This is a genomic window from Shewanella colwelliana (genome assembly GCF_001735525.1).
Classification (GTDB): Bacteria; Pseudomonadota; Gammaproteobacteria; order Enterobacterales; family Shewanellaceae; genus Shewanella; species Shewanella colwelliana.
Map to the genome: position 1 here is coordinate 116,492 of NZ_MCBT01000011.1, position 26,143 is coordinate 142,634.

Here is a 26,143-nt window from a genome sequence, read left to right on the forward strand (position 1 = left end):
ACGGCGTACTCACCACTGACAAATATCAACTGATTGCCAAACCAATAAGGAGTACACCATGATTGAATTTACTGACAGTTTTTCTCAAGCCTGTGTGGCAGAAGCCTGCGCCGCATTTCCTGACTTGCGTAGAAGATTAATGGTTGAATTGATCTTACCGATGTTTGCAAGACCGCTTAATGAGAGAGGTGAGACGACAGGTCAACCCATCATCAAACCCAGCCCCACCTTGCATAAGACACTGTTGTTTGTCTCTCCAAGGGATCTGGTTGAGCATTTACCAAAAGAGATTAGTTTTTGCCGCTATCACTGTACCTGCAATGAGTACGGCCAACCTACCGATGTTTGGCAGCGTTCAATCAACGGTATCTATTACAACCATGGCAGTAATCAGCAACCCAATTGGAGCGTACATACCTAAATATTCTCCTAGTTAAACATCTGCCATCACCACTTATCTGTTGCTCTATAGCGTTACCTTACATCCACCAGCAACACATCAACTCAAGCAAATATTCAAAGGAGTTTCACCATGACAACGATTCAACCATCTATGCCCTATCAATGGGGTTTACAGCGTAATATTACGCCGCGATTTGGTGCGCGGCTTATTCTGCAAGGCTGTCGCTTAGACTTCCTGTGGGATCGCTCAGGCTTTGTCGGCAGCTTTCCCCCAGAACAAGGTCAGCTACTCAACGACGCCTTCTCAGAGATCATTAAGCAACTTGAGAACCAAGTATCACTGGGTCACCTCGATGCGCGTCAGCAACGCAGCATAACCTTACAATACGCAGGCTTTACCTGTGAGGCCGATACCCTTGGTAGTCATGGGTATTTGTACATTACCATTTATCCAACACCTTAAAAGACTATATACGATCAAACAAGCAGCCTCTTCCATTCACTTGTCTCCCTCTCACAAGCTCTCTTATCACCTTCATTCACTTAAAAACTTAGCATGACCTAATTACCGAACATCAAGCCATTGCACCAATCAACAAGCACACAAGGCTTAAGCATTTACGTGCTTAGGACTATTTCATTACGACGATTAAAAAGGAATACACAATGACCATTAATATCGATAGAAACCAAACACCCAAAATGCCTAAACCGTTTTATTCATTATTGGAACGGGTGCTTTCTAATACCCATTCCAACAGCTCAAATGCCATCACCATCAACTTCCGGGATCCTGATTACTCAGCTGACAATGGTGGTTACCATCCAGTGGAAGTCCGACTGGAGAAACAACAAGATCATTGGCGCCCAATCTACATAACCGACTTTGCCTTTAGAGGGGGCCCCTTTCCTGAACTAATGAAAGACATCGATATCTGCTTTAACTCAAAGCAAGTGTATAGCTTATTCAGTGGATGGATTGGTGAACGAGAAGCTCGTGAGTTGATTGCAATGTTTTGCGACAACTTTATCGCTTATCAAAAAATGGGCGTTTACATCGTTGACATCCAATTAGATTGACACTGTATTCAAAGCTTTAGGTTCCCGTTTTACCAAAACGGGAACCTGCAAACCTAGGCTACATGCGGGGTCCGCTATCCCGGTTCCTCTTAGGGGCCCAATTAAACGATATACATCAAAAAAGGAATCTATCATGGCAGAAGTCCAAGCAATCAAGAAGTTAGACACTATAAATCTCATTAGCCACCTACTTGAGGTTCGATATAGTAAGCAGATGGCAGATATTTGGAACATCGGATTAAACCTCGCTTTACGTATTTCTGATCTGCTATCCATCAAGTTTAGCGACCTTCAGCAAGATAGGTTGGTTATCCAAGAAACTAAAACTGGCAAGTTAGCCAATATCAAGTTGAATGCAAAAGTGATAAAAGCTATTCAGGATATTCAAGTAAACCATCCCGACCATATCTACCTATTTCAATCTTATCGAAATCCCCAGGCCAAATACTCTAAGGCTAAACCATTAACAAGACGCGCAGTGACCAAAGCCTTTCGTATCGTTGGTGAAGAACTAAAGGTAGCCTTAGGCACACACTCCATGCGCAAAACAAGAGGTTATCATCTTTATCAAAAGACCAAAGATATTGGTAGGGTAATGAAGATGCTCAGGCATGGTTCTGAAGGCGTGACATTAAGGTACATAGGGATTGAGCAAGAGGATGTTGATAACGACTTCATTAACTTAGAGATATGAAATCTTGTTGTTTTGCTATCGGAGGGCCTTTAACACCCTCCTTTTTTTTGTCTAATTGAACACCATTCTGCTATAGCCAATGTTACGATTACCGTCATTTATATCTTTGGTTGCTACCTTAGCCAAATAGGTAAACTGGTTCCAAAAGTCATCTAGTTGATCGTAAAACTCTGTAGAGTTTGTATTTAGATAATTCACAGCATTACGAGGAATATGAACTAATGGCTTAACCTCTATGTCAAGCATGCCTAATGCACTAGACCAAGCTTCAACAATTCGTGAATATAAATTGTCTCGATTTAAATCGAGATATCCTAGATGAGCAAATGCATCTTTATTGAAAAATAACACTAGATGGTAATGCCAATTATGGGATTTATTGCGCTCCCTAACCCATGCATATCCGAATCCAAGCGGATGAGGATGCTTACCCAACTTAATACGGTGGTTCCTCCAAGCACTAAGCCTCTCCTTAAATGCATCGATGAAACGTGAGATTACTTTTGGGTCTTCATAGTGGATATTATTAGGAAGCCTTAAATCTAACCTTATACAGGTTATACGATTATTACATGCAAACTGTTGTTGAAGTACCCTCTCAAAAGTGGATAAGTAACTGTCGATATGCTGATATTGAGATGGTGTGTTTAATTGATGATATGACTCGAATTGAAACATGATTGATACTCCTATGATTAATTACATAGGTTTATGCATCGATGTAATCTTTTACATGATGATTGGTCTCAACACGTAATAAATTAAGAGCTATGTATATAATACTATTACCGAAACATACCGGCTGATACTAGCCTAAGGCATCCCTGCACAAAAAATCGTTGTTAGTTATATTTAATAGCAATCTCGTACTCCTGTTGACCAATATTTACTCTGGAGTTATTTTCATAAACATCCTTCCCGAAGACACAATACTCACCTTTAGCTGAGCCTGTGTTGCCACAAAAAAACTCAACAACACCATTAACAGCCAAGTGGTGTATAAATTCTTCTACCTCTACAACATTTTCCACCACTGTTACATCGCTCTCAGTAACTAGTTTTTGGGTAATTATTGCTTTGGATTTAGGCAAACACCTTATAGCCTCCACCTTCAAGGATTTTGATTCAGACAGCACTCTTAATTGAGACGAAAGACTCTTGATAAATGGCAACATTGAATCTGCCCACAAATGATAAAAAAGCCCCATGTCTGATAAGCCATTAACGTCTTTACACTGTTTGATAAATTCAAGTTTATTTTCATAAACGCTATAAATACTGACCATATTTCTCAGCATATCTGGTTTAAAGTCACTGCTTCCATTATAAGGAAATATGCTCTTAAGAAATAATACGATATTATCAGTCAATTCCTCATCCGTCAGTTCTAATGAAACATGCTTTTCTATACAAATATCCTGACAAATAAACATGTGTTCCTTAAGTTTTTTATCATCGAAAATTTCATGTCCAATTTTAGAACTACAATGCAATAAACCTACAAAGTCAATGTGACGATGCCTATCATTAATATTCATTATTTTTCTAAAAATATATTCACAGTTCCTTTCCGATAAAACAGATACCCCCCCATCTTTTGTTAAATAATCATAAATAACCGACAAGTCCCGTAGCATTACATCAAAGTAAAAATAACTACTTTCATAGTTACAACCTAACAATGAAGGCTCAAGATTAAACCTACTATTGAAACATGGATTTGCAATTAATTTGTATATGGGGTCAACAACAGAAAAACGTCCTTTTGGTTTAAAATCGACGACTAACGGAAGCAAAAAACCTTCATTAACAAGGGTGGATAGATTGTCCTTTATATTTTTAAACTTAAGCCCTGTTATTTGACTAACGTACTCATAATCAACATTGTAAATTCTTGAGAATTGATCGGATAAAAATATTAATGCTAAAAGTAAAACCTGGGACTCTAAGGTTAACTTTTGACTATCCCCCTTCATATTCAAATATAAAGCGCTATCAAAATAATCCTTTAAGGATATCTCAGCTCTTGATTCCTCGAACCACTGTAATGATGTATAAGAAATATCATACCCACTTCCTCCCTTTTTTCCCCTCCCCTTTGCTAGGCCTGGCACTTCTTCTATGTATCCTTCTGAAAGCAGGTATTCAATGGCCTTCATTAGGCTTCTTTTACTCACACCAAGATACTTTGCATATTCCGAAGGCAAGGTCACGTAAAGCTCTCGCCTTATGGCTATCCATAGCAATAAGATCATCCTAGTTTCGGGCAATGCTCCTGTCATGCTTTTCAGTAACTTCATACTCAACCACATCTATGCAACTAGTATCAATAATCTCTATAAATAGCACATTAACTAGCCAAAAACCTAGGCAATATCACTAAACTTGATATAGTATCAACTAGTTCTTCAACTAGTCGAAACAACAAAAGAGCTACCCACATGGATAATACCTGCATTAAAGTGAGTGAGAAATAGGAGCTATACTAATGGAATCAACCTTTTTGACTAGAGCAGAGTTTTACAAACTCTTCGATTTTTTGCGCTCAGAAACACCAGCTGAGTTAGTGTGGTTGAGGGAGTATTTTTCGAAAAAATTATTAATTACGCTTGATGTAACCCTCACTCTCCCCCAGATGAAAGAGCAGCTTTTCCTACAGTACCAAACAAATAATTCAAGTGTTGAAGCGACTGTGTTTATTAAAAGCTTTGCAGTTAAGATGTATAAAGCACATAAGGCTCGCCTTTATCGTAAAAAGCTCGGAGCCAAAAAGATGCTTAATGTAGCAATTACACCTAAGCATATGCAGAATCTAGAGTTAATTTGCACATTTCAAGATATTCAAAAAAATAAATTCATAGAAATGATGATTGAGGGTTCACACCATCACCTTATCGACAGCAAAACAAAATTGAAAATTGAGAAACTACAAAACAAATTGATATTAGAACAAACTCGAGATAGTAAAAAACTAGAAGGAATAACATCCAACTCACAAATAGAAAAGGAAGCGTTAGATAGATTACAAAATAAGACAGAAGAACAAGAGTTAACTATCGAAAAATTAAAAGAAAACATAAGCAGCATGTTTGAGGTAATAAGAAAATCTCAACACAACAACATCCCTATAAATGGGTATAGTTACGATGACGCGTCAATCATTTACTATAACAGCATACAGAAATGATACGCATACAAACCGCACACTTCCTCTTTATTTTTGAATCAAGATAAAAGCGCCCTTAAATATGGGCGCCAAATAAAAATCTCGACTCATTTATTATCTTTATTTATAAGCTCTCGACTTCTTTCAACACTAAACCAAGCAATACCTAAGAAGACGATATCTTTAAATATAAAAAACTCAGTTACAGGCACACCATCAACTAATTTCCAGACTCCTGACAAAGTGAATAGGAAGCTCAATGTCGTAATAAAGATAACTATTGCAGCGAGGCCGCTCCAGTAACCAACTTTTGGCTTCCAAATACCAACAACCATACCAATAGCGACAATAATTTCAGTAATCCCAATTAGATTCGACACACCTTGCACACTTAAAATACTGAACATCCAATTCATTAAAGGGTGGCTTTCAACTAATGGCCTAATTGCCTCAGCCTCTGTTGGGGTAAACTTAAATACGCCAATCCATAATAACGTAAGTACAACACCCGCTAAACCGACTAAGTAACCTTTTTCCTGTCGCATAAACTACTCCTTTCAATATCAAACCGTAAGACTTACTTCAGGGAAATCGATATCTGTTTGCGCTAAATGGTTTGCATAGTTGGTAAATACATTAGCTATCACTTGAGCTAGCACTTCAAAAATCAACTCATCATCAACTCCATTTTTAGCCGCTATGTCTAACTGCTCTGTAGTGAGTTCACCACGCTGCTCAACCAAATCTATAGCTAATGAGATCAGCGCTTGATCCAACGCATTTTCAGCCTTGCCTTCTCTTGCTTCCTTAATATTTTTCTCACCTAATCCAGTACTGCCAGCAATAAGGGTGTGAGCTGATAAGCAATACTGACACTGGTTTGTCTGAGCTATAGCCAAAGCTATTAACTCTCGTTGTTTCGTGCTTAAACGTCCTTTGGATAAAGCATCACTAAATGTAAGGTACGCATTAAGCACCGTGGATGAATGACCAACTGTCGCATATAGGTTAGGTACCATTCCTAACTTACTTTTGATTGCTGATAATGTCGTCGCTACATCACCTTGTGGATTTGACACTGGAAGAATACGGCTCATGCTGAGCTCCTTTGATTAAGTGAATTTACAATATTGATATTGACACTATCAACAATACGATTTATCACTATTAATCTAGATATACATACCCAGAGTCTCAAATGGATACCTTATCCGCATTAATATCTCATGCAGAACCAAAAGCGAACTTATTCTTCTCAGGTAATTTATGTGGAAGCTCTTCAAGTACAGAGCACCCTGCTGGTGGAATATTGCACTTAGTTAGAACTGGTGAAATGGTTCTATTCGAAGAGCATGGCTTAACGCATAGAATCATCGAGCCAACACTCATCATTTATCCCAAAGGAAAAGCTCATCGCCTTCAACCACAAACCTTAGAAGGTTGCGATGTTGTATGTGCCAACTTAACCTTTAAAGATTCGCCACTATACCGAGCACTACCCGATGCTATAGTTCTCCCTCTTAGCGAGTTAGATAGTCTATCTGATACAATCAACATGTTATTTGTTGAAGCTTTTACATCACGTTTTGCTCAAGTTGCCATCATCTCAACCTTACTTGATTTGCTGTTGCTATTGGTACTCCGTCATTTAGTTGAAAACAGAATATGCCAAGAAGGTGTTTTATCCGCTTTATCAGATCCCAAACTCTCCAAAGCCATCGAAATAATCCACAAACAGATAGATTACCCATGGACCATTGATGAGTTAGCGAACCAAGTCGGCATGTCACGCGCAAGGTTTGCAGCATTATTTAATCAAATCATTGGGCAACCACCACTCAGTTACGTAACTGAGTCTCGGTTACTGTTAGCTAAGAAGTTATTGCTGAAGGGAGAACCAATCAAATCGGTAAGTTTAGAGGTAGGGTATAGCGGAAGCGTTGCATTTTCTCGAGCATTTCAACGTCAATTCGGTGTAACTCCGCGAGCGTGGTATCTGGAACAAACCTAAATAAGCATAAATGCTCTCTTCGTTTTCAGCGGTATCACTTAAGCGACATAAAATATTTTTAAATTATTTAAAAGTGACTCACCTCAGGCGTAACACCAAAAGTAACACCTAGACAAACAGCTAAACAGTAAGCGCAATTAAATCAAATAGATAAATCACAAACAAGAGCCCCGCCGCCTCCACCAACACAAGGTTAGCAATAACCTTCAAAGGCCGCTAAACCCCTACCAGACGGGTTTAGCGGCTTTTTTGTATCTGTGATTTACCTGAATTCACTAGGGCTCTTAACTTTGAATCGTCCCCATGCGTTGTACGATGACCTAGCGATGATAGTCATTGCGGGTATAGGCATAAGCGGCTGGAACAGCAGATGGACTTAAGGCTTCAGTCATAAATAAGATAGCCAGTATGGTGCAGTCATGCCGCGCACCATACTGGCTAAAAGAGATGGGTGTTTAGCAACCAATCAATATAAATGGGTTTCAGCAAGATCCATCTGCTGGTCGAGCGAGACATAATCGGCAGCAGTAAAATTGATATGTCCTAACTTACGATTAGGCTTAGACTCCTTGTTATACCAATGCAAACTTGAACTCGAACTTAGCGCTTTCATCGGCGGCACAGCAACACCAAGTAGGTTTAACATACCGGTTTTGCTAGTTAACGTGGTTGCCCCAAGTGGCAAGCCTGCAACTGCGCGAATATGATTTTCAAACTGACATGTTGTAGCCCCCATTTGGGTCCAGTGTCCACTGTTATGAACACGAGGGGCGAGTTCATTGACCAGCAATTGGTCGCCTACTACAAATAGTTCCATCGCCAACACGCCAACATAATCCTCAGCTTCGAGTAGTCGGCGCATATAGTCCTGCGCTGCGGCTTCCATCTTTGGGCTAATATGCTTAGCCGGCGCGGTTGAGCGGATCAAAATGCCTTTGCGATGCACATTTTCGGTCAAGGGATAAAAATGAATGTCACCGTCATGACCACGCGTACCAATAAGTGACACCTCTTTATCGAAGGGTATCCACTGTTCTATCAAATGATCGCCAAAATTTTCTGAGGCTGCAAGCGTATTGAGGCTATCATTGTCATGGACGACCCACTGATTTTTACCATCATACCCCTCATCCAAAGACTTTATCACCATAGGCAAACCAAGGGTTGCGGCGCTTTGAGCCAGGTCAACTTGATAGGTAAAAGGCGCACAAGGAATGTCTAGCTTGGCCAACAATTGCTTCTCTTTGATACGACTTTTACACTGGGTAATGCTAGCGGCGCTGGGGCGAACCGTGCAATAGGTTTCAAGTTGCTGCACGAGATGCAAATCAACCTGCTCTTTTTCTACCGTGATCACATCGGGTTTCCCAAGGGCTTGATAAAGAGTTTCTATACTTTGCCCTGGCTGCCAGGGCGCTATGATGCCCAAACCTTCAACACAACTGAGATCGGTATCAACACCGCTATCGGCAACAAAGCTAAATTTTATCCCTAGCGGTAATCCTGCAAGGGCTATCATTCTGGCTAGCTGACCGCAACCAATGATGCCAATACGCATTACTCAACCTCCAAGGGAACACTGGCAGTTTGGCTCGCGCGCCAGTCACATAGACGCTGGGTCAACTCTTTATCTTTTAATGCCAAAATTTGTGCCGCCATCAAGCCTGCATTAAACGCCCCTGCTTCACCGATAGCTTGAGTGGCCACCGCGACGCCTTTTGGCATCTGCACAATAGAAAGTAGACTGTCCATTCCCTTTAACGCCTTACTCTGCACCGGCACTGCAATCACAGGCAAATGTGTCATGGCGGCTGTCATTCCTGGTAAATGTGCAGCCCCCCCCGCACCGGCAATAATCACCTCAACACCGTCTGCGGCGGCGCCATGGCTAAACTCAACTAAACGCTCAGGAGTGCGATGAGCCGACACAACCTGCGCGGTATAGGCAATCTCTAGCGCATCTAACACTGTGGTAGCATTTTTTATGGTTGGCCAATCACTTTGCGAACCCATGATGATGGCGACTTTAGCTTGATTCATATTTGCCTCTTAATTTGTTAACCAATGAGTGAACAACGCATAGGTAGGTATTCCTACTAACACATTGAACGGGAATGTAATTGCTAAGGAGTATGTAATAGATAAACTGTGATTTGCGTTAGGGATAGCCACTCGCATTGCAGCAGGAACCGCGATATATGACGCACTTCCTCCCAGCACTGCCAGCAAGGTCGCGCCACCACTAGAAAGCCCCATCTGTATGCCCAACATGCAACCTAAAAGACCACCAATAAGTGGCATGGCCACACCGAACGCCAGCATAAAATTACCCATCTGCTTCAAATCTTTAATGCGGCTCGCTGCGACCATCCCCATCTCCAATAAGAAGAGGGCTAACACACCGCGGAACAGGTCAAAGAAGAGTGGCTTTATTGAACCAATTTGGTCGGCCCCCCAATAACCAATTAATAGCGCTCCAACAAGCAGCAACATACTCTGGTTGCAAAAGACCTCGTGCAGTAACACGCGCCACTTCACTTTATCGCCAGTCTTTTTTGCTAGAGCAATACCGACCGCAATTGCAGGCACTTCGAGTAGCACGACAAACAGCGGAAAATAGGCTTCATAGGCGATATTTTGTGTTTCTAAAAATGCAACAGCAACCGCATAAGTACCAATACTCACCGAACCATAATGGGCTGCAATCGAGGCAGAGTCTTCACGATTGAGCTGACCGATAAAGCGCAGAATAGGAAAGGCAATGAGTGGTATCACTAGCCCCAGTAAGATCACCAGCCCCGACTGAGGCAACAACTTGGCTGAACCATGCTCCGCCAAAGCAACGCCACCTTTGAGTCCTATGGCGATTAGCAAAAACAGGGTAAGCCCCTGATACAGGGCTTTGGGAAATTGAATGTTAGCCTTTACCAAGGTGGCTAAGGCGCCCAATATGAAAAATGCGATAGTGATATCCATCTGCATCTTATGCTTCCTTAGGCTTTAGCAACTTAGTCATTGAGCCCGTTGGCGACACCGCATGCTTTGTTCTGTGTAAGCTCGCCGCGAGTGAAAAACCAGCCAAGGAAAGAATGCTCGCACCAACCATCATCAAGCCTGCACCATTATGCCCTTGAGACATAGCACTTGCCCCAATAAGGGTGACCACAAGGCCAGTGAACAGACTAAATAGAGACTGCTTATCTTGCAGCGCAATGTGCATAAATCGTTTCATAAAGACCTCGCTATATAGGGTGGGAAGCCAACCGTAAAACCATGAAGCGATTCTGCCAAAAAAGATTAATATATAAAAATAGATATTTTCATGGTTATATATAGATAAAAATCTATATATGTAACGAGAGAAGATTCAATGTCATTAAGGTTACAGGCTCATTTGGGCACACTTCGGCAGATGGAGATCCTACTCGCCGTCTATGATAGCGGTAGCGTCGGTGGCGCAGCAGAGGCGCTCCACCTGACACAGCCCACCATTTCAATGCAATTAAAGAAGCTCACCGATGTGGTTGGCTTACCCTTATATAATATTGTTGGCAGAAAGGTGGTGTTCACCGAAGCAGGCTTGGAAGTAGTCAAAACCGCAACAGAGGTGTTAGACAGCTTCTCAAGGCTTGAAATGGCACTGTCTGATATGGGCGAACTGAAATCTGGTACGCTAAGGTTAGCAGTGGTAACGACCTCCAAGTACTTTATTCCCCACCTGCTGGGGCCCTTTTGCGAACGCTATCCTAACGTTGCAGTTCAACTCAATGTGGGTAACCGTCAGCAAATTATTGACCGGCTAAAACAAGGTATTGATGATTTCTACGTGTTTAGCCACCCACCAGGAGATCTCAACACCGACAGCATTGAGTTTTTCAACAATCCACTGGTTGCTATCGCGCACGAAAACCACCCTCTGGTAAAACAGCGTGACGTGTCATTGGCGGAGCTATGTAATGAACCTTTTCTGATGCGAGAAAATGGCTCAGGAACCCGATTAGCCATAGAGAAGTTCATGAGCAAGCAGGGTGTTAAGTTAAATGTGAAAATGACCATCGAGAGTAACGAAGCTATTAAACACTCGGTGATGTCAGGTTTGGGAGTGAGCATCTTGTCAGCACACACCTTAGCTTTTGGCGGCAATATGGGGTTAGCACAACTAAAGGTCGAAGAGTTGGCCATCAATTCAAACTGGTATTTTTTATGGCTCAAAACTAAACGCCCCTCTGCCATCGCGCAAGCGTTTCTCACTCACGTTGAAAGTGACGGGCGTCAAATGTTGCTGACAGAGCTAAGCAAACATAAATGATAAAAGCCCCTTATAGCATTTGCTAAAGGGGCTTAATAGCGTGAAACAATATCGCTTTTGATCAATCTAACGCTGCTCGATATCCGACTGACTGCCGCTATGTCCAGCTAACACGAGTAACCCAGCTAGAATACCTAGATTTTTGACAAAATTTTGCATTTCATGGGCACCTTCTACCCCGCTGAAATTCCAAAAATCATGCAAACTAAAGTTAATCACTAGCACCAACCCCGCCAACAGTAGTGACACCAGTCCTGTGTAGCGATTTAAGATCAACGCAAATGCAGCGGCGATCTGAAACACGCCCGCTGCGGTTAATAACACAGGTATCATCACCATGCTGTGCTTTTGCATCAGCGCCACATGCATGTCCCAGCTAATAAACTTCATCACCCCTGGCAATAAGAAATAGAGTGCAAGTAACACCCTGCCGATGGTGACGAATATTGGTGCTATTTTATTATTCAACGAGATTCTCCATTAACCCTGCCCTCTAGCTTTTAACGACCGTTTACAATGCTTGGTTATTTACCGTTAACGCAACATCTATGTTGTTTCGTACAGCGTTTGAGTAGGGACACACTTGATGCGCGCCATTCACTAAGTCAACCGCCTGCTCTTGTGGCAGCGCTAGCTCGACACTCAAGGCTACGGTTAACGCAAAACCACCCTCTTTACGTGCACCAATCCCGACCTTAGCTGTTACTGGCGCAGCTGTTAAAGCAACTTTTGCCTCTCTGGCAACGTGCAATATTGCATTTGAAAAACAAGCGCTATACCCAGCGGCAAACAATTGCTCAGGGTTTGTCGCTTCACCACTTCCACCCATCTCTTTTGGGTAACTGAGCATCACAGATAATTTGCCATCATCTGTGGCTACCTGACCATTGCGTCCTGCACTCGCGGTAGCAGTTGTTTCATATAGAGTGTTCATATCAATATCCTTAAAATTTGTTCAACTTAGCCTATTAAAGTTGCGCACAACTCAATAGATCACAGTTATACCAGACAAATCCAAAGCGAGCAATTAAATTGCGCACAATTAAGTTAAAGTGATTAGATTAAGACTATCGACAAAATCGATAACATCACTGCCACCCCATTCGCCAGACTTCACTGTCTTTGAGCGAGCGCCATTCAATAGGGTACTGATTGCCAGTCATTACAGCTTCAATCGTACAGTTCAGCACATTTTGGTCCTCATCCACCTCAACCTCGACAAGCATAAAGTGCTTCTCACGGTTAGTGGGCATGACTTTAGTCCACTTACTGTGCAATAATTTTTTCGGATTAACTTTATTCATGGTAGGCATACGTTTTAAGGGTTGATTTAGATCAGTAAATCATTGTGATACTTTACAAAACGTCACATTGAAGTGCTTGTATAAACGACTACAACAACTATGCTGGACAGACGCCTCTCAAGTCATTGGAGTTGCCCATGTTAACAAGCCGACTACCAAGATCTTGGTGCCTACCCTTTTTGTTAATCGCTAGCGCTTGCAACGCTTCTGCAAATGATGTCGGCCAATGGTACCTGCAATTAGACAATGATATTATTTTCGGTGACGATGGCGATTTTACCAATGGTATAAACCTTGGCTACAAACATAGTTTATTGTCCGTTGATATAAAGTCTCCCACCTGGTTTGAATGGCAAAAACAACTTCTCTTGCCACAAGCACAGTACGAACACACATGGGCAATAGGTTTAAGCCAACGCATGTGGACACCTAACGAAATCGAGCATAGTACCCCACAACCCTTTGACAGACCTTATGCGGGTACCTTAATGGCCGAGTTTCACGGCGCGCTATACACTTCTGATCTTGCGCAAAAAAACTGGATTTCATTAGGTTTCATTGGCCCTGAGTCTGGCAATGAAGCACTGCAAAATTGGGTACATAAGGTGACTGGCTCATCGCCACCAAAAGGTTGGCAATATCAAATAGAGAGACAATTCATCGCCCAATACGCGTATGAGATTGAATCACTGCTATATCGCAACAAGAGTTTTGCTACTAGTGAGTGGGAATTAAGTGGTTTTAGTCACAATGAAATTGGTAATTTACGCAGCGAAATGCAAGCAGGACTCTCTTTGCGCTGGGGCTTCGACTTAGCCAGCTCTTTTGGAAACCTTAGCAATCACTATAGTGATGCAGGCTTACTCAATACCGCGGGATCGATGAGTCAATTCATGCTCTTTAGTCGAGTTTTCATCGGCTATCGTTTTAATGACCTAACTATCTCAGGCAACCTCCCCTATACCTCGGAGATTGATATAGCGCATCAGCAAGCCGGCGTTAGTGTTGGTGCAATATGGGGTAACCCGGCTTGGTCAGTATCATGGACCTTTAATGGTTACAGCAAAGAGTATACCGACGACAATAGCGCTTGGCATGGTTATGGTAGCTTGCTATTCAGTTGGAAGCTATAAACCACGTTAGCGGCCTCCACACTAGCTCAACCATTAAACAACAAAAAATTAAAACTTTGATCTCACGCAGTAACATTTGCTAGACAGTTCAACCGATTGGTCTTATCGTAAAAATAGAGTATATACTCTAAACCTTTCACGAGATAGCTGGAGTCACTATGGTTGAGATTATTGATGTAAACGGTACCCAAGTTCATGTCCAAGGTCAGGGCGAACAAACCATCGTCATGCTTCACGGTTGGCCTGATACCTATCGACTATGGGACCCTCAAGTAGAAATTCTACAATCTAATTACCGCTGCGTGAGATTTAGCCTACCTGGATATGAAGACGGCCAATCACGCACCCTATACACATTAGAGCAAATTGTTGCGCTTATTAACGAAGTCGTCACCGCAGTCAGCCCCAATAACAAAGTCGTGCTCATGCTTCATGATTGGGGGTGCTTTTTTGGCTACCAGTTTTATATGCGTCATCAGGACAAAGTCGAGAAGATCATTGGCGTAGACATAGGTGACGCCGGATCACCTGACCATAAACTCAGCGCCAAAGTAAAAGCATTTATGTTCACCTACCAGATGTGGCTAGCAACCGCTTGGAAAATTGGTGGTGGTTTAGGTGATGCCATGACTCGGAAAATGGCCAAATGGCTGCATGCGCCTGGCGATCAAAAGCTTATAAGTGCATCAATGACTTACTCTTATTATTGGAAGTGGAGCCGAACATTAACAGGTAAGCCTTTAGGGCATTTACCGTTAGATATTCAGTGCCCATTGCTATTTTTATACGGTAAAAACAAGCCTGGAATGTTCCACTCTCAGCCATGGGAAAGGAAAATGGCTGCTATAGAAGGTAATCAAGTCATTGCCTTTGATACGCGTCACTGGGTGATGACGGAAGCCCCTGATAAATTTAACCACGCCATTACTGATTGGCTAGCTAAGTAATTCCCATAAATATAAGAGCGTGATCGACTCAGTGTATTTTCTGACTACCTATTCAACACGCATAGGTGAATAAATAGATATTTATCAATGAGTCCATGCAAGCCAGAATTAAGCGGCTAGCACTTTATATTCATGGGTAAATTAATAGGCTCAGTGTAAACCCAAGCACTGAGCCGACTTGTCCTCGGCGCCCTTGCACCTCCCATCAATCACGCCATCGCTACAATATATTGTTCATGCGCTATAGTTATGCCCCTTAAAAGCTTATTAAACCAAACAAGCTGGCAACGATAATATTTAACACCAATTTCTACTTGCCTAAGGTTAATCATTCCGCTTACACTCATGGCGCAACATTTGAGTAACAATTAAAAAACAAAATAAAAACAATTATCAAAAGGATAAATTGATGAGCAAAATATTAAACCTATCAGTTGTCGCGTTAGCAAGCAGCTTAATGAGTTACGGTGCATTAGCTGATGGCATTGCGGCTAAGCTTCAGATGAGCCAAAACAGTTACAACGACGCACAAGATGTGATGGTGACGGTAACGTTAACCAACGAAGAACATGTGCCCGTAAAGGTGCTGAAATGGTATACCGCTGCAGAGGGCGTTGAAGAGTCGCTATTTAAGGTCTCTGCTGATGGCGAACAACGTAAGTATCTTGGTGCACATTACAAACGTCAAGCACCTACTCATAAAGATTACATTAAGCTAAAAGCCGGCGAAAGTGTGTCATATGACGTTGAGCTGTCATCACTTTATGATATGTCTGCAACGGCAAACTACGAGATCAGCTATAACGTCAGTTCACTACAGCTTTTTTCCCCTAACCCAGGTCAAGCAAAGAAACTTGCGCGCTTAGGCATAGAAGGTATCCACTCTGATAGCGCCAGCTTCTATTTAGAAGGTCGTGAATTTAAAGGTGGAAACAACAAAGGAAAACCTGGCACTGGCGATGGAGGCGGCACAACACCTGATGGCATTAGCTTTACAGGACGCTGCAGCAACTCACAGCAAAGTGATATTTTAGCAGGCCTAGCAGCGGCAAAAAACATGGCGGCAGATGCGAATCAACACCTAGCAACGGCGAGCAGTAGCTCTGTTCGTTACAGTACCTGGTTTGGTGACTACAACTCCTCTCGCTGGAATACCGTTAGCACTAATTTCAGCAAGATTGAAAGTGCATTAAATGATGAACCTCTAACGTTCGATTGTAGCTGTAAGAAGCAATACTTTGCTTACGTCTACCCAACCCAACCATACAAAATCTATATGTGTAGTGCTTTCTGGTCAGCGCCAATAACTGGTACTGACTCAAAAGGCGGCACAATTATTCATGAAACCAGCCATTTCAATGTCGTCGCAGGCACTGATGATGTGGTCTATGGCCAGAGCGGTGCACAATCCTTGGCAGACACAGATCCAGCTCAAGCGATTCAAAACGCTGACAGCCATGAATATTTTGCCGAAAACACGCCTAATCTAAACTAAACTTGTAACACTCCTTGTCTTTTGGGCGGATGATTCCGCCCCTTTTTTTAACACCTTAAAAGGTTAATCACCCATTGATGTTAACCCTATTGAGAACCACGCTACTCTTTTTAATAATGATGCTTTTACCTGTAAAGGACACATTAGCGACGATGCAACGACCTACCTGCCAACTTGCGGCCAACAGTTTAGGTCATTTGACCTTCACGCTCGACAATCAAACTGAGCAAATCTGGTCTCTACTTACTTGGCAGACACCGTTTGATGCTTGGTTCAGTGAGTTTATAACCATACGCCACCAACAAACTAATCAGAAAATCACCTACCAAGGTGCCTTAGCTAAACGCGCGGCGATAAATGCAGACGATTACCTCACATTGCCAGCGCACAGTCGTCATGTCATCCAGCTAGATCTATCTCAGGTATATAACCTTAGTGAAGGTCACTACGATGTCAGCCTGATTTCACTGCGATTACTGCCACATAACGCTGATCTATCTCAGCCGTCACAGGAAGATAATTTTATCTTTGTTGACTGCCCTTCTACCCAAATGAACATAGTGAAGTAACACTCAACCCTAGCTTACAATCGCCATCAAGCCCATCTGTTAGATAAAACAGTCATGAAAACCTAAGGGAAAGACGCTATCTATCATCTATGAAACGGGTGATGGAACACTGCAGATAGCGATGATTTCGCGTGAATTAGCCATAAAAAAACCACCTAAATAGGTGGTTTTTTCAATCAATGAAACTTAAACAAGCTTCATCTCTTGGATGATTTCATGTGCAATTTCAGGTGTTGTACTCACAGGCTTTTCGTGTAAATCAGCTTTTAAGTGACCTTTTCTATGTTTAAGCGCTGCATCAAGCTTCTTGGCTGCAGTCGCAATAGCCGGATACATTACAGCATCAGTGCCTGATGCAGAGATTCGACTACCTTCGTAATTGGTTCTCAGCTCTACTTGGTACTCTCCATGTTCTTTTGAAATAATAGCATCGAGCGAGATAAGTGTTGGAAAATGCGTCGCGATTTTGGAAAACTTTTGATTCACATGCTCTTTAATTGAATCGGTAATATCAACGTGATGACCAGAAAGATTTATTTTCATAGGTTTTCCTTTTAAGAATTACTTCAATAATAAACTTGGGGGTAGGTAGAAGAAAAAACAAGGGCCTGTAGCGTTTTTTTCATTTGACGCCTTTTAAGCATGCGCCATAACCAAGTAAATATCCATTCATTGTCTATTAATATGTACCCTTGAACCCCAGTAAAAGCAAGGGCGTTTACCCAGATAATAGCGATAAATGGGTTGTCTAGCCCATAAAACACTCAAACTAAACAAAAATTAATCATTGCTAATAAGCCAACCACTGAAATTCATTCTTTCATAACGTCTGTAACTCTTTACATGTAAATAGGAATGAGAACCAATATCAATTAATTTATAATCACTTTACTCAGCCACTCGCGAATTAACGCCTGACAATTAGAACAACTTGTGATCAGTAAACCACTATTTAAATCGTCTCTATCGAGTAAACCCGCCGCCATTACCATTCGCCTACTGATGAGCGTACTAGGAGGATATGGTGTTGCGTCACTTAGCTGTGTGCTGCTAAGCCAAACGCTCCCCCTAGAGCAAGTTGACGCAATTCTCGTCGCCACCATGCTCTCTTTTGCAGTATTTGGCACTGTAGTCATTCGAGTTTTTAGTGTCAGAAGTTTACGGCAGGTAATCGTAGAACCCTTAATGCTCTCTACAGCCCTCTATTTGCTTACTGTAATGGGGAGCTAACCGATGAAAGAGACTTTCTTTCGATCCATGAGTTGGCTACACACCTGGGCCGGTCTGCTTGTTTGCTGGCTACTTTTAGTGATTTTTTTCGCGGGGACACTAAGCTACTTTCGCCATGAAATAACTCTCTGGAGCAAGCCTGAGCTCCACAGTGGCATACTGCAAAGTTACTCAGCACAAAAAGTAGAGCAGCAACTAACACAAGGGCAGAACTACTTAAATGAACAAGCGCCCGATGCAAGAAGCTGGTACATAGAACTGCCTAGCACAAGAAAACCTTACCTCAGCTTTAATTGGCAAGACTTTCCTGAACCAGGTCAACGCCGCGGACAATTTAACCAACACCAGCCGTCTGAAGACGGACAACAAGTCGTGACAAATGTACGCGACTCAAAAGGCGGAAACTTTTTTTACCGATTGCACTTTGACCTTCACTACATTCCTGTTGGACTAGCCCGCTGGATCGTGGGGTTTGCCACGATGTTTATGCTTATCGCATTAATTAGTGGCATCGTTATTCACAAGCGAATATTCAAAGACTTCTTCAGCTTTCGACGAGGTAAGGCGAGTCGCACATGGTTAGATGCCCACAATATCAGTTCGGTGATCGCGCTGCCTTACCATTTAATGATCACCTATACAGGTTTAATTGCCCTAATGTTTATGTATATGCCGTGGGGGGTATTAACCAACTATGATGGTGATACGAAAGCATTTAGGCAAGCACTCAATCCAACGCGAGTACAAATACAGCCAAGCGGCGAACCTGCCAACCTTATAGCCATAAATACCCTACTGCCACAAGTTAGGGCATTGTGGGGAGACCTGCCGATAAAACAAGTCGTCATAAGCTACCCAATGGATACGAATAGCCGTATTAGCTTTTATCAAAACAGTGCGCAATCAGTTAGTGAGCAAAAAGTCGCCGCTATATTTAGCGGCGTGAGTGGTGAACTACTTTACGCTACTCCCGACGAGCACTCTACGAGTCGAAGCACCTACGACACAATGATGGCTCTGCATACTGCAAGGTTCTCAAATGGTTTACTACGTGGATTGTTTTTTCTCAGTGGGCTCTTAGGCTGCGCCATGATCGCTACCGGCACCTTACTGTGGGCGGTCAAAATCACTCAAAAACAACAGAGGCAACTCGCCTTAGGTGCTAAGCCCTGCATTGGTTTGCGACTTGTTAATGGGTTAAACCTCACTCTGATAGCCGGTTTACCTTTAGCTACAGCTGTCTTTTTCTATGCGAATCGCCTTATTCCTAGCGCGATTGAAAATCGTAGCCAATGGGAGGTACACAGCTTTTTCATCACCTTAGGGTTAATTGCGACGGTGGCACTCATAGATGGGGTAAGTCTCAAACAGAGTAAGATTCGCTGGCAACAGCTTGCCTGGGCCTGCGCAGCACTATTTGCCGGAATTCCACTATTAAATGCACTGACATCGCCCAGCAATCTATGGCAAAACATGCAAACACAACAATGGAGTCTAGTGGGCTTTGATCTGCTCTGTGTCTTGAGTGCGATCATTATGTTTATGGTGGCGAGAAAACTCAGTTCCAGCCACCAGCAATCCGCGCTATAACCTCGGCAACGAGCAACCTCGAAAGGAAACAGCTAGTGATAGTCAGCATTATGAGCGTCAGTTATATTGGGTTAGGCCTATTTGCCCTGTCGATGTTCACTCACTTTCGTGACGCGTTAAAACGGACACAAACAGAAACTCAGCAGCACTTGTTTAAATTGACTGGAGGGCTGGTGCTTATTGGCAGTTATGCGGCAGCGTTAATGCAATACGGGGGGATTTATGGCACCCTTATTTTGATGGGCATTCTCACTGTTTCAGCACTACTGGTAATACTGACCTTAAGCTACCGTCCAAAAGCATTACCCTTTACAATGCTAATTTGTGCGATTTGCAGTGCCGGACAGCAACTGCTTTTTTAGCTCAAAATCTCAGCACTAGTTCAGCAGTCATTCAGCAGGCATTGGCTAAAGTACTCCTAACGTCAATTTAAGTGGGGGCTTTAACCATGCAGATAGCCAATGGAACACCTTTTAATCAGCAGCTTGCTGCCCAGCAAGGGCTTAGGCATTTAGCAAGTGAAAATCCCCCTTCACACACACTCGATCACGACAAGACTTTACAGCAAGCGGCCCACTTAACTGAAGATACTGTGACAATTTCACAAATGGGCAAAATCCTGAGTGAACAAGAGCAACTAAAACCCCCTCAAAACCTGCCCACATTGCCAAATAATAGCGATAGGTTAGATAACTATGTCACCTACAAGAAGGCACAGCTAGAGTATCAAATTTACAGCGATATGGTTGGAGTCGCTACAGGCAAAGGCGATGGCCTATCGCCAGCAAGCGCCTATTACCTCTCAAATAATGATACAGCCCGCATTGCCGTTATAAACGCTAACGCGCAGCAACAAAATGTCACAGCGATGCAAACTTATGCTGCGACGAGTCAACAGGCAAGTCAATGGTATGAGTAATCAGCCCTATTTATAGCCTAGTTATAAAAAGGTCTGTTATATTTGCACAATGCTGTTCACCTCGAAATACTGCCTATGACCTTTAATTTGACACTTAACTGGCAACCTCATGCAGGCCAACAAAGCCCACGCGACCACACCATTAGCTTCGGCAGTGGGCAGATGATTAATGGATCTGCCGCGAGCACCTATCAAGGCTGTGCGACAAAAGTGAATCCAGAAGAGAGTTTACTTGCGGCGATTAGCGCTTGCCACATGATGAGTGTATTAACTATCGCAGATAAAAAGCGTTTGACTATAACTGGTTATACGGATCAGGCGACGGCAACGCTGGGGAAAAACAGTGGTAATAGGCTGGCTATCAATCACATCATTTTGCGACCAAAAATAGAATTTAGTGATGAATCAGAACTTGATCTGTTGGGGCTACAAAAACTTCATCATCTCGCCCATAACAACTGCTTTATCGCCAACTCTCTGAGTAGTGAAGTAAAAGTCACAATTGAAGCCTGAATAACAGCTTAGAGCCTAGCCTAATAGATAACAGGCTAGACTCCCTCTTACGCGGCAATTAAAAATGATAAGCCAGTGTCAGCATTGGTCCTTTAAAGCCGTAGTAGATATCAAGTGATGAATAGTCCCTCTGCACTTCGACATCGATATCATAATATTTATATGATAAATCGACAGCAAAACTGTCTGTCATCTCGTAGCTAACCCCACCACTAAAATCAACCAGCTGACCTTTGACCTCGTCCACTTTGATATAAAAGTATTGAATGTGTCCTGACACACGCCAATTGGGTGCAAATTTATAGCTGGCCAACAACCCAATATCAGGCAGTGGTGCAGTAACCTCTGTGAGAACCACATTATCAGGGTCCACTTCAACGACCCTACACTCATCATCAAGACACGCACCGAACTCCCCTTCAAATGAGAGTTTCATCCACATCACATGCAAGCCGATGGTGGCGATAAGATCAAAATTATCATCACTGTAAAAGTCATACCCATAACCAATACGCGCAATATCGACATTAAAAATCGTCGTCAAATCCGCCCCAGCCTTTACCTGATAAGTTTCTCCAGTATCAACGTCCTCAAACTCATACGGCACTGTTATTTTTGTATTGTTGGCATTACGATGAAGTCGCTTCCAATCGAAATAGAGGCCATGGTTTTCATTAAACCAGTACGACATCTCCAAAAAAGGTAAAAACTCATTTTCAACGAGCTGTAAATCAGTTTCGAAATCTAAGGTAAATTCCTCACCATTCGACGGGTTTGTTACCTCCATCCCTGAATCTGATGTAGAGTAAAATCCCCCTACCGCCAGCTTAAAACCCTCTTCCGTTGCTGCGGTAATTGGACTCAATGTCATTGTAATCAGTCCAAAGACTATAGGCGCCACACTTTTTACCCATGGTTTAAACATACTTTCTCTCCATATTCCTTTGAAACGAAAATGATGTCAGTGCTACTCGCACCTATATCAGTGGGACGAAAAAGTAGCAACGAGCCCACTGAGTGCTAGCCTAAAATCTCGCTTTGCTGCAGTGAATGTTAACAATATTAAATAATGATGAGCTTGATTCATCCTTTTGCCTACAGAGCTTTGAATTCTCGCTGCATGCTCAAACACTCAATGCAATTAATAGAACATTTATTAAGCGTAGAAACAGATCGACAGATTGCATAGGCGATAGTAAAAAAGTTAACAATCAAAGGTCAATACGCTGAGGGATTAGTGATTGATTCACTAAAAAAGGAATCATTACGTTGAAAAAATGATAGCGCTTAGCGAAGTGAAAAACGGGAGTTATTGGCCTGGGAACTGCTTGGCCAATAACCCCCTAAAAGGGTGAAGCTTATTGCGAATTACTTAATATCTTGTGCCATTCCTTTTGGCGCCATTGGTAGCGCCTGTAAAGGCTCTACACTCTGCTGAGTCAACTTCTCTTGCAGATAGTCCACAGCAGCATTTAACTGAGCATCAACGCCGTTAAACGTTGCGAGAGGCAGATTGTCGACCTCTATATCAGGACTAATCCCACGCCCTTCAACAATCCAACGCCCGTCCATTGCATACTGAGGGTATTCTGCCACTCGAGCCATACCTTTGTCGGTTAACGAATTACGCCCCGATAACCAAACACCAGCCCCAGCGGTTTGCTTACCAATCAATGGGGCAACTCCTAAGGCTTTTATCCCAGCAGAAAAGGTTTCACCATCTGAGTAAGTCAATTGGTCAGTCAAGACCACTAAGTGGCCTCTAAACGCTTGCTGCATATTGCTGCTAGGCGTTCCCTGAGTTGGCTGCCAGAACATCCATGCTCGACGTAATAGTTTCTCAATAATCCAACTATCGATATTGCCACCACGGTTACGACGCACGTCGATGATTAAGCCCTTTTTATCGATATTGGCATAAAACTCTCGAGCAAAGCTGGCAATGTCTCCCGACCCCATGGCATACAGGTGCAGGTAACCAATATCACCTTTGCTGTCATCTGTGACCTTGTTAACATTATGATTAACCCAGTCTAAATAGCGTAACTTGGCGTCGGTTCTATTATTCACTGGTAAGACAACGGTTTTAACCATTTTCTTATCACGTTTTAGCGTGAGTAAAACCTGTTTGTTACTCTGATTACGAAGAGACTTAGCCACATCCGCTACACTGCTAACCGGCTTACCATTGACTGCGCTGATGATATCGTCAACCTGCGCATTCACATTAACCCGCGCTAACGGAGAGGCATAGCTTGGTAACTCGGCATCGGCCTGATAAATATGTGCAATACGCACACCATTATCGGTTTGCACTAATCTTGCCCCTAAATTAGCCCCTTTAGGCATATCAGCATCAACGGGCAGATCCCCACCACGAACTTGGGAGTGTAACGAGTCGAGCTCCCCCATCATCTGCTTAAAAATATCATTGAGTTCATGGCGGTCCGTCAATCGGTCAAGTAAGGGTTGATACTTGGTCCGTGTCGCCTGCCAATCAAGGCCACGCATGTTCTTATCAAAGAATGAGTCGCGATGCATTAACCATGCATCTTCGAAAATCTGTTGCCACTCTAACTGAGGAGATATGACCAATTGCCATTGCTGCGTCTGCACTTTTGCTAAGCTAACATCTTTAGGCAATACCTCTCCTGCATCGACAATAAGTAGATTATTGCCACCGTCGCTTTGACGACGAAGCATCAACTTACTGTTATCGGCAGATAAGGAAAAACTGGCTATATCATCAGCAAAGGTTTCAACTTTAGGCGCAAGCGCATCAAACTTGATCCACTTGAGCGAAGGCGCACTGGCAGGAGCTATCGAACGGTCCAACACATACAGTCCTTTATCCGTCACCTTAAGTGATTGGTAATTTCCAGCACCAACAGGCACTTGCCATAAGCGCTCTCTAAGGCCTTTCCAAGTCACCTTGATCTGTTTAGTGCTGTCCTCATCTTTATCTAGCGTCACCGCACTTGTTAACTCATTAGGTTTATCGAAGGGAAAAATAGCATCGGGAGTCAGTGCTAACGCAAAAATTTCTCCGCGTTTGTCAAACACAGGACCCATATTGCGATCACCCCAAGGCGATGAAGGTGTCGCTGTAAACGCGCGGTTAGACAAGAAGTATAGCCATTGGCCATCGTCGCTAAATGCGGGCGAAAATGACTCATATTTATCGCTGGTTAATGCTTGAGCCTTATTACCCTTTATTGAATAGAGCACCACTTGAGGACGAAGTTTGCCCTGTTCACTCTTAGTTAAGGCGATAAAGCGGCTGTCGTTAGACCACACCACGTCAGCATATGGCCCTAAACCCTCACCATTAATAATAATTTTGCGATTCTTACCTTTGTTCAGATCAAGCAGCCACACATTGCCGTCGTAATCATCATGAGCCAGATACCGTCCATCGGGTGAAAGGTGCAGGCCCATGCGTAACGTTTTACCGTCATCGGTTAGCTGTTTAGCCTCGTCAGTGCCGTTGGCAGCATACCGCCAAATCTCCTGCTCACCAGAGGCATCACTGATCGCATAAATCCATTGACCATCTGGACTCATTATCGCGTCTCTCACCCGATAATCACCCGCTAAGCTAACCTCCACGAGTCGAGAACCATCGGTGCCCGCAATAGCGACGTGGCTGCGCGCGGTAATAATCGCCTTGTCACCCGCAGGTGATAAGTTAGCAGATGTTGCATATTTCATCGGCTGATTGACCCAATGCTCACGGCGCTGAGAAAAATCAGAGGTCAGTTGCAGGTCGAGCAGTTGTGTTGTATCCGCAGCAATATCATAAAGCTTAATATCCGCGCCTTGCTGAAATACGATACGACCATTATCTAAACGCGCACCACGCACCTGCCAATCACTAAATTGCGTATGCTGACGCAAAGCTTGACCATCAAGGGTCATAGACCAAATGTTGTCGCTACCGCTTTCGTCGCTAATAAAGTAAAGGCGCCCCTGCCACAACATGGGCTGTCGAACTGAGCCTAGGTGCTGAGTCGATAGTTGAGTTGCTTCGGTTTGGCTCGCTATTTTATAGCGCCATAACTCACCTTTAGCACCACCGCGATAAACCTTTGCGTTATCACCAGTGGTTTGTAAACCAAAGCGGGTAAAATAAAGATACTCTCCCGCGTCATCAATAACGCCTTCAATAGCATCGGCCAGCGGTAAATCTTGAGTGCGTAAACTAACTGGGTCGACACTACGTAGCACCCAATAGTTAGCAGGACCAAATGCATTGTCGGTGGCATAGAGCACTTGCCCATCGGACGTCCACCCCTGCACGCGCACGCGGCTATTTTCAAAACTGACCCGTTTGGCAACACCACCATTGATCGGCATTACATACACTTCACTCGCGCCTTCGTAATTGGCGACGTATGCCAACCATTGACCATCTTTTGAGATAGTCGCGCCAAGCTCTTCGGCGGGTAATGTGGTCAAGCGACGCGCATGAGTATCGCTTAGCCCTTGGGTCCACAAATCTCCTTCAGCAGTAAACACCAAGGTGTCTCCACTTAGGGCTGGAGAGCGATAGTATCCCTGATTTTCAAGAGGTTGGGCAGATAAGGCGAAAGGTGAATTAACTGTGCCCAGTGCAAGTATGCAGCAGGCAAACGCATGGCGAAGTTTCATGTGCAGCTCATCTATTTGTTATTGAATTCTTTTTCTGAGGGCAACAAGGTAGCAAACTTTTATTAAATCCACAGTAATTTATCGCCAAAGAAGTATTAGCAAATGTGTACAGCTACACTCGATGACTTTAT

Annotated in this window: 30 protein-coding genes; 16 read left to right on the forward strand and 14 right to left on the reverse strand. The window is 43.1% G+C overall.

All coding sequences use genetic code 11. The features are described from left to right. Window positions 1–58: 58 nt before the first annotated feature. The 4 genes from BEL05_RS04175 (at window position 59) to BEL05_RS04190 (ending at window position 2,176) form a co-directional block, all read left to right on the forward strand. Window positions 59–421 (forward strand): hypothetical protein, encoded by a 363-nt coding sequence (locus tag BEL05_RS04175; RefSeq protein ID WP_069670379.1) that lies wholly within the window; start codon window positions 59–61, stop codon window positions 419–421. A 111-nt stretch (window positions 422–532) separates the two neighbouring features. Further along, a complete protein-coding gene (locus tag BEL05_RS04180) occupies window positions 533–865 on the forward strand; it encodes a type IV toxin-antitoxin system YeeU family antitoxin (RefSeq protein WP_069670380.1) in 333 nt (110 codons plus the stop codon). 203 nt (window positions 866–1,068) lie between these two features. Continuing rightward, window positions 1,069–1,482: a DUF2787 domain-containing protein gene (locus BEL05_RS04185; protein WP_069670381.1), complete on the forward strand. Its 414-nt coding sequence runs from the start codon at window positions 1,069–1,071 to the stop codon at window positions 1,480–1,482. A gap of 133 nt (window positions 1,483–1,615) precedes the next feature. Further along, on the forward strand, window positions 1,616–2,176 hold the full coding sequence (locus tag BEL05_RS04190; protein ID WP_069670382.1) for a tyrosine-type recombinase/integrase: 561 nt from the start codon (window positions 1,616–1,618) through the stop codon (window positions 2,174–2,176). Between the two features lie 51 nt (window positions 2,177–2,227). On the opposite strand, the gene BEL05_RS04195 is transcribed toward BEL05_RS04190, so the two are convergent. Further along, a complete protein-coding gene (locus BEL05_RS04195; RefSeq protein ID WP_069670383.1) occupies window positions 2,228–2,854 on the reverse strand; it encodes an inovirus Gp2 family protein in 627 nt (208 codons plus the stop codon). A gap of 164 nt (window positions 2,855–3,018) precedes the next feature. After that, window positions 3,019–4,476 (reverse strand): hypothetical protein, encoded by a 1,458-nt coding sequence (locus BEL05_RS04200; RefSeq protein WP_139151813.1) that lies wholly within the window; start codon window positions 4,474–4,476, stop codon window positions 3,019–3,021. A 188-nt stretch (window positions 4,477–4,664) separates the two neighbouring features. On the opposite strand from BEL05_RS04200, the gene BEL05_RS04205 reads away from it, so the two are divergent. After that, on the forward strand, window positions 4,665–5,363 hold the full coding sequence (locus tag BEL05_RS04205; protein WP_069670385.1) for a RepB family protein: 699 nt from the start codon (window positions 4,665–4,667) through the stop codon (window positions 5,361–5,363). 86 nt (window positions 5,364–5,449) lie between these two features. Here BEL05_RS04205 and BEL05_RS04210 read toward each other — a convergent pair whose 3' ends face one another. Beyond that, a complete protein-coding gene (locus tag BEL05_RS04210) occupies window positions 5,450–5,887 on the reverse strand; it encodes a DUF417 family protein (protein ID WP_069670386.1) in 438 nt (145 codons plus the stop codon). A gap of 18 nt (window positions 5,888–5,905) precedes the next feature. Further along, window positions 5,906–6,439 (reverse strand): carboxymuconolactone decarboxylase family protein, encoded by a 534-nt coding sequence (locus tag BEL05_RS04215; protein ID WP_069670387.1) that lies wholly within the window; start codon window positions 6,437–6,439, stop codon window positions 5,906–5,908. A 101-nt stretch (window positions 6,440–6,540) separates the two neighbouring features. On the opposite strand from BEL05_RS04215, the gene BEL05_RS04220 reads away from it, so the two are divergent. Then, window positions 6,541–7,353 carry an AraC family transcriptional regulator gene (locus tag BEL05_RS04220; protein ID WP_069670388.1) on the forward strand — a complete coding sequence of 271 codons (813 nt, stop codon included), beginning with the start codon at window positions 6,541–6,543 and terminating at the stop codon, window positions 7,351–7,353. A gap of 466 nt (window positions 7,354–7,819) precedes the next feature. Here BEL05_RS04220 and BEL05_RS04225 read toward each other — a convergent pair whose 3' ends face one another. From BEL05_RS04225 to BEL05_RS04240, 4 genes are read right to left on the reverse strand one after another with little or no spacing between them, the layout of a single operon-like run. Then, entirely contained in the window at window positions 7,820–8,911 is a 1,092-nt protein-coding gene (locus BEL05_RS04225; protein WP_069670389.1) for a 5-(carboxyamino)imidazole ribonucleotide synthase, read from the reverse strand. After that, window positions 8,911–9,393: a 5-(carboxyamino)imidazole ribonucleotide mutase gene (gene purE / locus BEL05_RS04230; RefSeq protein ID WP_069670390.1), complete on the reverse strand. Its 483-nt coding sequence runs from the start codon at window positions 9,391–9,393 to the stop codon at window positions 8,911–8,913. Before purE ends, BEL05_RS04225 begins: the two co-directional genes overlap by 1 nt. Window positions 9,394–9,402: 9 nt before the next feature. Then, on the reverse strand, window positions 9,403–10,335 hold the full coding sequence (locus BEL05_RS04235) for a sodium-dependent bicarbonate transport family permease (protein WP_028765319.1): 933 nt from the start codon (window positions 10,333–10,335) through the stop codon (window positions 9,403–9,405). 1 nt (window position 10,336) lies between these two features. Further along, window positions 10,337–10,585, reverse strand: a complete 249-nt coding sequence (locus BEL05_RS04240) for a hypothetical protein (protein ID WP_028765318.1) — start codon at window positions 10,583–10,585, stop codon at window positions 10,337–10,339. A 138-nt stretch (window positions 10,586–10,723) separates the two neighbouring features. Here BEL05_RS04240 and BEL05_RS04245 point away from each other — a divergent pair, with 138 nt between their 5' ends. Continuing rightward, window positions 10,724–11,662: a LysR family transcriptional regulator gene (locus BEL05_RS04245; RefSeq protein WP_028765317.1), complete on the forward strand. Its 939-nt coding sequence runs from the start codon at window positions 10,724–10,726 to the stop codon at window positions 11,660–11,662. Between the two features lie 66 nt (window positions 11,663–11,728). Here the strand turns inward: BEL05_RS04245 and BEL05_RS04250 are convergent, their stop codons facing one another. The 3 genes from BEL05_RS04250 to BEL05_RS04260 form a co-directional block, all read right to left on the reverse strand. Next, window positions 11,729–12,130: a DoxX family protein gene (locus BEL05_RS04250; RefSeq protein ID WP_083250296.1), complete on the reverse strand. Its 402-nt coding sequence runs from the start codon at window positions 12,128–12,130 to the stop codon at window positions 11,729–11,731. 43 nt (window positions 12,131–12,173) lie between these two features. Further along, entirely contained in the window at window positions 12,174–12,596 is a 423-nt protein-coding gene (gene ohr, locus BEL05_RS04255) for an organic hydroperoxide reductase Ohr (RefSeq protein ID WP_069670391.1), read from the reverse strand. A 154-nt stretch (window positions 12,597–12,750) separates the two neighbouring features. After that, window positions 12,751–12,966: a TIGR02450 family Trp-rich protein gene (locus BEL05_RS04260; RefSeq protein WP_028765314.1), complete on the reverse strand. Its 216-nt coding sequence runs from the start codon at window positions 12,964–12,966 to the stop codon at window positions 12,751–12,753. 137 nt (window positions 12,967–13,103) lie between these two features. Between BEL05_RS04260 and BEL05_RS04265 the strand changes: the two genes are divergently transcribed. From BEL05_RS04265 to BEL05_RS04280, 4 genes are all read left to right on the forward strand, one after another. Continuing rightward, entirely contained in the window at window positions 13,104–14,099 is a 996-nt protein-coding gene (locus BEL05_RS04265) for a lipid A deacylase LpxR family protein (protein WP_069670392.1), read from the forward strand. Between the two features lie 158 nt (window positions 14,100–14,257). Then, complete coding sequence (locus BEL05_RS04270; protein WP_069670393.1) at window positions 14,258–15,046, forward strand: alpha/beta fold hydrolase; 789 nt, start codon at window positions 14,258–14,260, stop codon at window positions 15,044–15,046. 409 nt (window positions 15,047–15,455) lie between these two features. Then, window positions 15,456–16,541, forward strand: coding sequence for a M35 family metalloendopeptidase (locus BEL05_RS04275; protein ID WP_028765311.1), 1,086 nt, complete (start codon window positions 15,456–15,458; stop codon window positions 16,539–16,541). A 152-nt stretch (window positions 16,542–16,693) separates the two neighbouring features. Further along, on the forward strand, window positions 16,694–17,110 hold the full coding sequence (locus tag BEL05_RS04280) for a hypothetical protein (protein ID WP_069670394.1): 417 nt from the start codon (window positions 16,694–16,696) through the stop codon (window positions 17,108–17,110). Window positions 17,111–17,296: 186 nt separating this feature from the next. Here the strand turns inward: BEL05_RS04280 and hpf are convergent, their stop codons facing one another. Continuing rightward, a complete protein-coding gene (hpf, locus tag BEL05_RS04285) occupies window positions 17,297–17,653 on the reverse strand; it encodes a ribosome hibernation-promoting factor, HPF/YfiA family (protein WP_028765310.1) in 357 nt (118 codons plus the stop codon). A 390-nt stretch (window positions 17,654–18,043) separates the two neighbouring features. Here hpf and BEL05_RS20690 point away from each other — a divergent pair, with 390 nt between their 5' ends. The 5 genes from BEL05_RS20690 (at window position 18,044) to BEL05_RS04305 (ending at window position 21,362) form a co-directional block, all read left to right on the forward strand. Further along, the gene (locus tag BEL05_RS20690; protein WP_083250297.1) at window positions 18,044–18,340 is read left to right on the forward strand and encodes a hypothetical protein; all 297 of its coding nucleotides are present in this window, start codon (window positions 18,044–18,046) and stop codon (window positions 18,338–18,340) included. 3 nt (window positions 18,341–18,343) lie between these two features. Beyond that, window positions 18,344–19,930 (forward strand): PepSY-associated TM helix domain-containing protein, encoded by a 1,587-nt coding sequence (locus BEL05_RS04290; protein ID WP_069670395.1) that lies wholly within the window; start codon window positions 18,344–18,346, stop codon window positions 19,928–19,930. 35 nt (window positions 19,931–19,965) lie between these two features. Continuing rightward, complete coding sequence (locus BEL05_RS04295) at window positions 19,966–20,292, forward strand: DUF3325 domain-containing protein (protein ID WP_083250298.1); 327 nt, start codon at window positions 19,966–19,968, stop codon at window positions 20,290–20,292. 86 nt (window positions 20,293–20,378) lie between these two features. After that, window positions 20,379–20,849, forward strand: a complete 471-nt coding sequence (locus tag BEL05_RS04300; RefSeq protein WP_069670396.1) for a hypothetical protein — start codon at window positions 20,379–20,381, stop codon at window positions 20,847–20,849. Window positions 20,850–20,924: 75 nt separating this feature from the next. Then, the gene (locus BEL05_RS04305; protein ID WP_028765308.1) at window positions 20,925–21,362 is read left to right on the forward strand and encodes an OsmC family protein; all 438 of its coding nucleotides are present in this window, start codon (window positions 20,925–20,927) and stop codon (window positions 21,360–21,362) included. Between the two features lie 58 nt (window positions 21,363–21,420). Here the strand turns inward: BEL05_RS04305 and BEL05_RS04310 are convergent, their stop codons facing one another. Next, window positions 21,421–22,287, reverse strand: a complete 867-nt coding sequence (locus tag BEL05_RS04310) for a hypothetical protein (protein ID WP_051413199.1) — start codon at window positions 22,285–22,287, stop codon at window positions 21,421–21,423. 443 nt (window positions 22,288–22,730) lie between these two features. Then, a complete protein-coding gene (locus tag BEL05_RS04315) occupies window positions 22,731–26,012 on the reverse strand; it encodes a S41 family peptidase (RefSeq protein ID WP_069670397.1) in 3,282 nt (1,093 codons plus the stop codon). Between the last annotated feature and the right edge of the window lie 131 nt (window positions 26,013–26,143).